This window comes from Kitasatospora sp. NPDC058965, from assembly GCF_042741245.1.
Taxonomy (GTDB): Bacteria; Actinomycetota; Actinomycetes; order Streptomycetales; family Streptomycetaceae; genus Kitasatospora.
The window spans coordinates 1-8,568 of record NZ_JBHYKG010000343.1 but is presented as its reverse complement, the minus strand read 5'-3'; the positions used below and the strand labels follow the sequence as shown (position 1 = coordinate 8,568).

At 71.5% G+C, this 8,568-nt stretch carries 4 protein-coding genes; all 4 read left to right on the top strand.

Features of this window, described 5'->3' with window-relative positions; translation table 11 throughout:
- Window positions 1-399 precede the first annotated feature (399 nt).
- From cas7u to ACFW1A_RS34895, 4 genes are read left to right on the top strand one after another with little or no spacing between them, the layout of a single operon-like run.
- Window positions 400-1,626 (top strand): type I-U CRISPR-associated RAMP protein Csb1/Cas7u, encoded by a 1,227-nt coding sequence (gene cas7u / locus ACFW1A_RS34910; RefSeq protein WP_380416413.1) that lies wholly within the window; start codon window positions 400-402, stop codon window positions 1,624-1,626.
- 6 nt (window positions 1,627-1,632) lie between these two features.
- The gene (gene csb2 / locus ACFW1A_RS34905) at window positions 1,633-3,102 is read left to right on the top strand and encodes a type I-U CRISPR-associated protein Csb2 (protein WP_380416411.1); all 1,470 of its coding nucleotides are present in this window, start codon (window positions 1,633-1,635) and stop codon (window positions 3,100-3,102) included.
- On the top strand, window positions 3,099-6,176 hold the full coding sequence (gene cas3u, locus ACFW1A_RS34900) for a type I-U CRISPR-associated helicase/endonuclease Cas3 (protein WP_380416409.1): 3,078 nt from the start codon (window positions 3,099-3,101) through the stop codon (window positions 6,174-6,176). Before csb2 ends, cas3u begins: the two co-directional genes overlap by 4 nt.
- Before the next feature lie 2 nt (window positions 6,177-6,178).
- Complete coding sequence (locus ACFW1A_RS34895) at window positions 6,179-7,279, top strand: hypothetical protein (RefSeq protein ID WP_380416407.1); 1,101 nt, start codon at window positions 6,179-6,181, stop codon at window positions 7,277-7,279.
- The last annotated feature ends 1,289 nt before the right edge of the window (window positions 7,280-8,568 follow it).

Here is an 8,568-nt window from a genome sequence, read left to right as displayed (position 1 = left end):
GACACACCTTGTTGTGGTGCCCTGGTCCAGGTCGAGTACCTGGGCCTGGCGCGGCTGATGGAGCCCGGCATCAGATGCCGGTAGATCTTGAAGGCGACGTCGAGGCTCCGATGCCCCATCCATGCGCCCACCGCCCCGGCAACCCTGGACGGGCCATCGCCACTTGGCTCGAGGAGGAGACCCATGGTGCAGCGCGTCCCAAGCGGGGCCGAGTGTGCCGGTCCAGGGGCGGAAGTAGCGGGAAGCAGTTGGGTTCCCGGCGCGGAGGGCGGAGCATTTTACCGTAACTCCCGGCGCTCGCCGCTCTCCTGATGGTTCATCACTCGAAAGGGCGAGGGCTGTCGGCGGGGGCTGCTTCGATGCGAACCGTCCGAGAGGCTCCTGTACGAGGAGGGTTCCATGGAGGCGTTGTACGAGCGGCTGGCCGAGGCGGCGGGCGGGCTTGCGGTGGATGGTGCGATCCGGGTGACGGCCCGGTACGAGCCGGTGGCGGGTGTGGGAACGCCGGTGTCGCCGCCGACCGTGAAGGTCACCCGGACCGTCCGTGACCTGGCAACAGGGAAGGAGAGGGAGGTCGACGGGCCGGGCCTGTTGTTCGAGGACCGGTGGGTCGGGCAGGAGTCTGCGGGGGTGGTGCTGCTGGACCAGCGGCAGTCGCAGGCGAACCGGTGTGAGACTGCTCTGTTGGAGGCGGTCGACCAGGGCGATGTGCTGCTGCCGCACCTGGCGCTGCACGTGAGCGCGGAGGGCCGGGCGCTCCGGATGACGAACCTGGACGCCCCGCACCGTTCCCGTGACGCCTACTTCCGCGACGCGCTGGACGAGGCCGGAGCGAAGTTCGACGATACGGCAGTGGGGCGAGCGCTGCGCGACACGGGGACCGGGGACGTGCGTGCCTTCCTGGGGTCGGCGCCGTCGGACCTGGTGTACGGGCTGTGGGATTCGCACCGCAAGCGTCGGGTGCAGTTGAAGGTGCCGCGCGCCTACACCTCGGAGATGGTGGGGCTGCGTCCGTTGTCCGGGGTGAGGGCGGCGGGGCGTTTCGACACGTGGAACTTCCCGGGCGACACCGTGGAGCTGACCGCCGACGGGTGGCGGCCGGTCGAGGGCACGGGGAAGAAGGGCAAGGGGAAGACGATCAGGGCGTCGGCAGTCGGGCACGGCATGATCCCGCCGGTTGCCGGGATGGGCGGCGTGACGGTCCAGGCGATCGAGCGGAAAGCGTATCTGGCCTTTGCGGGCCTGCGGGCGTTGCGCTTCGGCGATGCGTCGAAGGACTACGTGCGGGCGGCTAGGGCGCTTCTGGCGGCGCTGGCGCTGCTGGGGGACCGGCTGGCGTTCGCGGCGTCGGCGGTGCGGTTGCGCTCGGGCTGCGACCTGCTGCTGGTGTCGGAGCGGATCGAGTGGGTCGGCCGCGGGCGTGAGGGCGTCGCGGTGACGGAGCCGCTGGAGCTGGAGACAGCGGCGCAGGCCGTGGCGCTGTTCGAGTTCGCGCGTGCGCGGGCCGAGGAGGCGGGCGTGGTGTGGTCCAAGGAGCCGGTGCTGCTGCGGCCGAACGCGCAGGTGCAGGAGGCGATCGAGCGCTCCTTCCGCCTGGAGGGCATCGGCGAGGCGGAAGGCGAGTAGAGCGTCATGCCATTCCACATCTCGGTGGAGTTGCTGGAGCCGCTCTACCAGGCGACCGGCATGGACGGGGAGCGGGCCGAGTGGCCGCCCCACCCCGCCCGCCTGTTCTGCGCGCTGGTCGCGCACGCCGACCTGGAGGACGCCGAGCACCGTACGGCGCTGAGCTGGCTGGAGGCGCAGGAGCCGCCAGTGGTCACGGTGCCGGCCAAGCCCCTGGAGGCGGAACATCCGCGCGCGGCATGGGTGGTGACCAATATCGTGAACCCGGCGAGGGCGACCCATACCTTGCTGCCCGGACGCACCGCAGGCGGTGTTCCCCGCGCGTGGGCGCAGAAGACGCTGTCCGGTACGCGGTTGGTGTTCAGCTGGACCGCGGAGCCGGGGGAGGAACTCGCCCCGGTGCTGGAGGAACTGGCCCGCCGGGTGCCGTACTTCGGTCGTTCGACCGGGGCCGGGCTGCTCGACGCCTGGTGCGGCCCCGACGGTGCCGGCGACGGCGACGAGTGGCGGCAGCGCTGGCTGCCGGCCGCTGCCGGCGAGTACCCGAAAGGCTCGCGGCCGATCCGCATCCCCTACCGCGGGTACCTGGCATGGCTGGAGGAGGCGTTCGAGGACCAGCGGCCGGCCTGGAGCCAGTCGCTCACTCACCACTACCTCGACCCCGATTACGTCGCGCGGCCCGGGAGGCCGCTGACTGAGGGGCCGTTCGGTGATCTGCTGACGTTCTCGTTCGCCCCCGGCGTGGCGTTGGACCCGCGGTGGACGCTGGAACTGACCGGTCGGCTGCGGGGCGCGGTGATGAGCACCTTGGACGCGATGGGCCACGACGTCGAGGCGATGACCACGGTCCACGGCCACAAGAACAGCCCGGACGGTCCGCGGCCGGTGGCGTACCTCGCGTTGCCGTTCGCCGGCCACCGCCACGCAGACGGGATGCTGCGTGGTCTGGGCATCGCCCTACCGCGTGAGATGCCCAGGCAGGACCGCAAGGCGCTGCTCGCCGCGCTGCTCCACCATGACGGAGGGCTGCGCCGTATCCGGTTGGCGGACGGGGAACCGTTGGACCTGGAGCGGGTCCATCCCGCGGACCAGGACTCCTGGCCGCTGACCGTCCAGCCATGGGCTTGGCAGGAGCCTTCGACGGTGTGGGCCACGGTGCTGCCGATGGTCCTCGACCGCTTCCCCAAGAACGGCGACCCGTACTGGGCGGACTCGGTCACCGCCAGCTGCGCGGCGGCCGGGCTGCCCGAACCGGTGCGGGTGCGGGTGAGCCCGGGCCACGCCCTGGTCCCCGGCGCGCGCCACGCGGGCGGCTTCCCGGTGCGGCGCAAGGACGGGGAGCGGCCGTTGCCGAGCTGCCATGTCCGCCTGGCCTTCCCGGTCCCGGTGGCGGGGCCGGTGGTGCTGGGCAGCAAGAAGAACTTCGGCCTGGGCCTGTGCCGCCCGGAGCCCGACTTCCAGGAGGACGACCAGTGACCGGCGCCGAGCGGCCTGCGGCTATCGAGGTGGCCGAGTTCCCGGCCTTCTTCCGGGAGGTCCACCACCACACCCACTGCCCGGACGGGACACGGAGTGTGGTGTGCGACGGGTGCAGGGGCTGGGCGCCGTTCCCGTGGCAGAGCGCCTACCTGGATGCTGTGGCGGGCGGCGCGGACTGGCCGGACCTCGACGTGCCCACCGCGTTGGGGAAGACGACGCTCATCGACATCTGGCTCTTCCTCCTCGCTCGGGAACACGCCTGCGGGCCGGGCCGGGAATCCCGGACGGTGCCGCTGCGGCTGTTCTTCTGCGTCGACCGGCGCCTGGTGGTGGACCAGGCCCACCAGCACTCCGTCGAGCTGGCCGCGGCCCTCGCCGGGGCGCCTGCCGGCTCGGTGCGGGCGAAGGTAGCCGCCGCGCTGCGCGACCTCGGTGACGGAGCGTCACCGTTGGAGGTCGTGCGGATGCGCGGCGGCGCCAGGTGGGAGTCGAACTGGGCGCGCGGCCCGGCCCAGCCGCTGGTGGTGACGTCGACCGTGGACCAGTACGGCAGCCGCCTGCTGTTCCGCGGCTACCACACCTCCCCGCAGCGGGCTCCGATCGACGCCGCCCTGACCGGGTGCGACGCTCTGCTGGCTCTGGACGAGGCCCACCTGTCGAAGGCCCTGCTCGCGACCGCCGCCGACACCGCTCTCTACCAGCAGACGGCGGCGCGAGGGGAGTTGGCGGCACGGGCGCTTCGGGTGGTGAGCCTGTCGGCGACCAGCGCCAGCTGCGGACGGCCCCGTCTGGGTGTCGGTGACGCCGACCGTGCGCATCCGATCGCGGGGCGGCGGATCGCGGCCGAGCGGCACGTGACGCTGCTGGACGCCAGCGGTTGGGCGAAGAAGCCCACGGAGGCGTTCGCTCTCGCCACCGGAACCGGCCTGGACGCCGTCCTTCCCCTCCTGAAGCTGCCCGCGGTCGCGGTGATCGCCAACACCATCACCCACGCCCGCGCCGCCCACGAAGCGATCTCCCGGCGCGGGGACGTGGACGTGCTGCTCCTGACCGGGCGCTGCCGGCCCGCGGAGCGCGACCTGCTCGTCACCGGCCCGCTGGCCGAACTCCTCGACGGCATCGACCCCGACCGCGAACGCCCCCTCGTCGTGATCAGCACCCAGACCCTCGAAGTGGGGATCGACTGCACCTTCGGAGCGATGGTCAGCGAATGCGGCGACTGGGCCTCCGCCCTGCAGCGCCTCGGACGCCTCGACCGCCGAGGCGAACTCGGCCCCGTACCCGCGATCCTCGTACGCACCCACAACCCCGAGGACCCCGACCGCATCCCCGTCTACGGCCCGGCGGCTGCGAACACCTGGCAGTGGCTCACCCAACACGCCCCCACCCACGAGACCCGGGACCCCGCCGAACTGACCCCCCACCTCCTCGGCAGCCTGGTCCTCAACCCCGCCACCCTGCCCGGCCTCCTCGACGGCACCGACACTGCACCGCTCACCCGCGCCGGCGCCCACATCCCGCCTGTTCACCGAGTGCGCGTGGACGCCTTCGCCCGCACCAGCCCCCTCCCCGTCCCCGACGAATCCCCCGCCCCCTTCCTCCACGGCCTCGACACCGGCGAGCCCGAAGTCCAACTCCTGTGGCGCGCCGACCTGTCGACCGGCACCACCGACCCCGAAGCCCTCGCCGAACACCTGCGCACCACCCCCGTCCACACCGCCGAAACCCTCTCCCTGCCCCTGGCCACCGTGCGCCGCTTCCTCACCGAACCCCGCCGCACCCCGGACACCAGCGACCTCGAAGGCCCCGACGCCGACACCGCACCCGAACCCCGCAACCCACCCACCCGCCTGCGCACCACCGTCCTCCAACGCGAGGCAGACGGCACCTGGACCACCCCACGCGTGGCCGGAGAGCTGAAACCCGGCGCCACCCTCGCCCTGCCGACCACCGCCGGCGGCCACGACGCCTACGGCTGGACCGCCGACCCCGACACCCCCGTCCCCGATCTCGGCGACCACCCCGCCGACCACGCCCGCACCCCGCTCCGCCTGGACCCGGCCGTTCTGGCCAGCACCACCGGCGCCGCCCCCGAGCAGTTCACCTCGATCGTCAAACAGGCTGTCACCGACCTGGCCATCGATCCTGACGACCCGGATGCCGTGAGTACGACCGACGCCGTCCGCGCCGCGCTCACCAGCCTGCTCGCCACCCTGCCCACCGACACCCCACCCGACAGCCCCGCTCGGCACACGCCGGCGCTGCGCCGGCGTCTGGAGAGCATGTTGGAGGTCGCCGAGTGGCGCACCGGACGGTCGGCTGCAGCCGGGGCGGTGCTGGTCGACCGCGATGGCCAAGGGCGGATCGTCCTCATCCCGCCGCGGCTCGCCGACGCCGGCCGCTACCGGATCTCCGTGGACGACGACCCGGACAGCAGCAGCCTCACCCGCACCGTCACCCTCAAGCACCACCACCAGAAAGTCGGCGAACGCGCCCACGACTTCGCCCGGGCCGTCGGACTGCCCGACGACCTGGTCGACGCCGTCGTGCTGGCGGCCCGGGCCCACGACTGCGGGAAACTCCACCCGCGGTTCCTGTGCATGCTCTGCTCCGGCGACCGCCTGCTCGCCGAGTCCCTCCCCGAACCCCTCGCCAAGTCCGGCATGGACCCCGCCGACCGCGCCGCCCGGCGACGCGCAGCGCGCCTGGCCAACTGGTCCAAGGACCTGCGCCACGAAGCCCTCAGCGCCGCCGCCGTCCAGACCTGGCTCGCCACCGGCCCCGCCGCCGCCCAAGGGCTCGACCACGACCTCGTCATCCACCTCGTCGCCGCGCACCACGGCTTCGCCCGCCCGATGCTGCCCGCGGTCGCCGACCCCGAGCCCGTCGTTGTCGAGTGCACCATGCCCGACGGCACCGCCGTCAGCGTCTCCAGCGCCGTCATCGGCACCGACTGGAACGGCCCCGACCGCTTCGACGCACTCAACCAGCGCTACGGCTTCTGGGGCCTGGCCCTCCTGGAATCCGTCGTCCGCCTCGCCGACATCGCCTGCTCCGAAGAAGGCAACTGACCGTGCACCAACTCGAACTCCCCGCCCTGCGCGCCGACGACCCCCTCGGCTTCCTCACCGCCCTCGGCATCCTCGAACTCACCGCCGCCACCTTGATCGCCAAGCCCCGCCTCCACTGGAACGGCCCTGCCGGCCCCGCCGTCCTCACCACCGACCAGCCCCTGACCCTTGACACCCTCACCGCCCTCCTCACCGCCCACCTCCCGCCCAAGCCCGCCCCCACGGTCGGGCAGCCGGACGATACGGCCGAGACCGAGGACCAAGACGACGAGGACACCGACACGGTCGGCACGAAGGACGAAGGCTGGGACTCCTTCCCGCACGTCCCCGGGCTGCTCGCCCGAACCCGTGAGGACACCACCGCCCCCAACGAAGCCCTGCGCCTTCGAGTCGATACCGCGCACCAGGTGCTTCGCGAACTCACCCAGGCCGAACGCGAGACGGGCGACCGCCAGGCCCGATGGTTCGCCGCCCTGACCAACGTCATGTGCTTCGAGGACGTCAAACCCAAGACCGGCAAGAACGACCCGGAACCCGCGGAAGGGTCGAGCCCCACCACGGTTCGACGCACACCCGTCACACCGCTGATCGCCGCCGCCGGCCAGATGACCATCACCGGCCTGATGCAGAAAGCCGTCCTCGGCTGCCACAACGACCCTCGGCAGATCCGCTCGGCCCTGGACGGCTGGCGCCGCGTCCCCGACTACGCCTCCGCCAACTTCGACCACCGCTCCCTCGGCGACGCCCATACCAACTCCGAAGGCAAGCCCTACCAGCGCGGAGCGCCGGGCCCCACCTGGCTCGCCCTCCACGCCCTCGGCACCTTCCGCCTGACCGCCACCGGCCGCGCCCAGGCCGCCACCAGCTGGGACACCACCAACAACCGCGGCGCCCTACGATGGCCCGCCTGGACACCACCGCTCACCTCCACCGCGGTCACCGTCTTCCTCGAACACCCCGCCGTCCGCGCCACCGACCCCGGCACGAGCCCGACCACGGCGATGCTCACCGACCTCGGCGTCACGGCCCTCTACACTGCACCCCGAACCGGCCTCAAACAGTCCAACGGCCCCCTCGCCGCAAGCCGCCACCTCTGGCCCTGAACCCCACCCCCGGCCACCCCACCAACCCCCGATCCTTGACAACTCCACAGCGCCAACACAAAAAACGGCATCCCGGCCGGACACGACTTCGGAACGCAAGCAGACACGGAAGCACCCCACTGCACCGAAGCCACAAATCCGAATCGCCCAAAAAGACACCCAGGCAGGCGCGGCAGCCGACTCGTCGGACCATCAAGCCAGCAACTCAGACGCCACCACTCCGCACCGTGCCGGTGCGGCACCATCGCAGCATGTCCCACCGATACATGTCCCGGTAGTCCAGCGGGGTCGCTCCGCACCGTCCCGGTGCGGCACCATCGCAGGGGCGAAGTCCACCCCTTCTGTGACCAGTGGATGCAGGTCGCTCCGCACCGTCCCGGTGCGGCCCTATCACAGTGCCGCTGCGACCACAGCTGTCGAGGCGGCAACGTCCTTCACCCGGCGATCGACCTGGACCAGTCGCTCCGCACCTTCCTGGTGCGGCACCATCGCAGCCAGGAAGGCATCGCCACCGACACCGATATCCCGCCGAATCGCGCCGCACCGTCCCGGTGCGGCACCATCGCAGGATCGACCTGCTGACGAAGGCCATCTCCTCAACCCAACCGCTCCGCATCATCCGGGTGCGGCACCATCGCAGCGTTACGGTCCTGCACCACATCTCGGACGTGCCGAAGTTGCTCCGCACCGTACCGGTGCAGCACCATCGCAGCTCGTCTGGCGTCTCGGTGACCAGCCAGACCACCGCGTTCCTCCGCGTCCCAGCGATGCGGCACCATCGCAGCTCGGCTGTCCAGCTCGCGAACTCCGCCCAGCGCGACCACCTTTCAGCCCACCGGGTGCGGCACCAACGCAGCACGCTTGCCCAACTCGGCACCACGATCGGCTGGATGCCATCTCCGTACCCACCGGGTGCGGCCCCATCGCAGCCTCTCGGGCGTCGTCTCGGCCTCGCTGCTCACCAGCTATCTCCGCACCTGCCGGGTGCGGCATCATCGAAGCTGGATTAAGGCGGCGAAGTCCCTTCTTCAGGCGCTGCCATCTCCGGGTGCGGCACCATCGCAGCTTTCGCCAGGCTGCTATGCCGATTCAGGCTTTTCTGCCCGCTCCGCACCATGCCGACGCCATCGCAGCATGTTCGACTTCATCCGGCCGCCCGATGGAAACGTCGTTTCTCCGCTGTCTACGTCTCCTGAAAACTGGTTCTGACTCACTTTCAGTGCCGGAGCCACGGAGCGTGAGCGGAACCGCGATCATGAACGGTCGTGGCTGACGATCTCCTCCAAGAC

Bases quoted from the DNA above. Each gene is read 5' to 3' on its own strand.
- cas7u (WP_380416413.1), top strand. From the start codon at position 400: ATGGAGGCGTTGTACGAGCGGCTGGCCGAGGCGGCGGGCGGGCTTGCG.
- csb2 (WP_380416411.1), top strand. From the start codon at position 1,633: ATGCCATTCCACATCTCGGTGGAGTTGCTGGAGCCGCTCTACCAGGCG.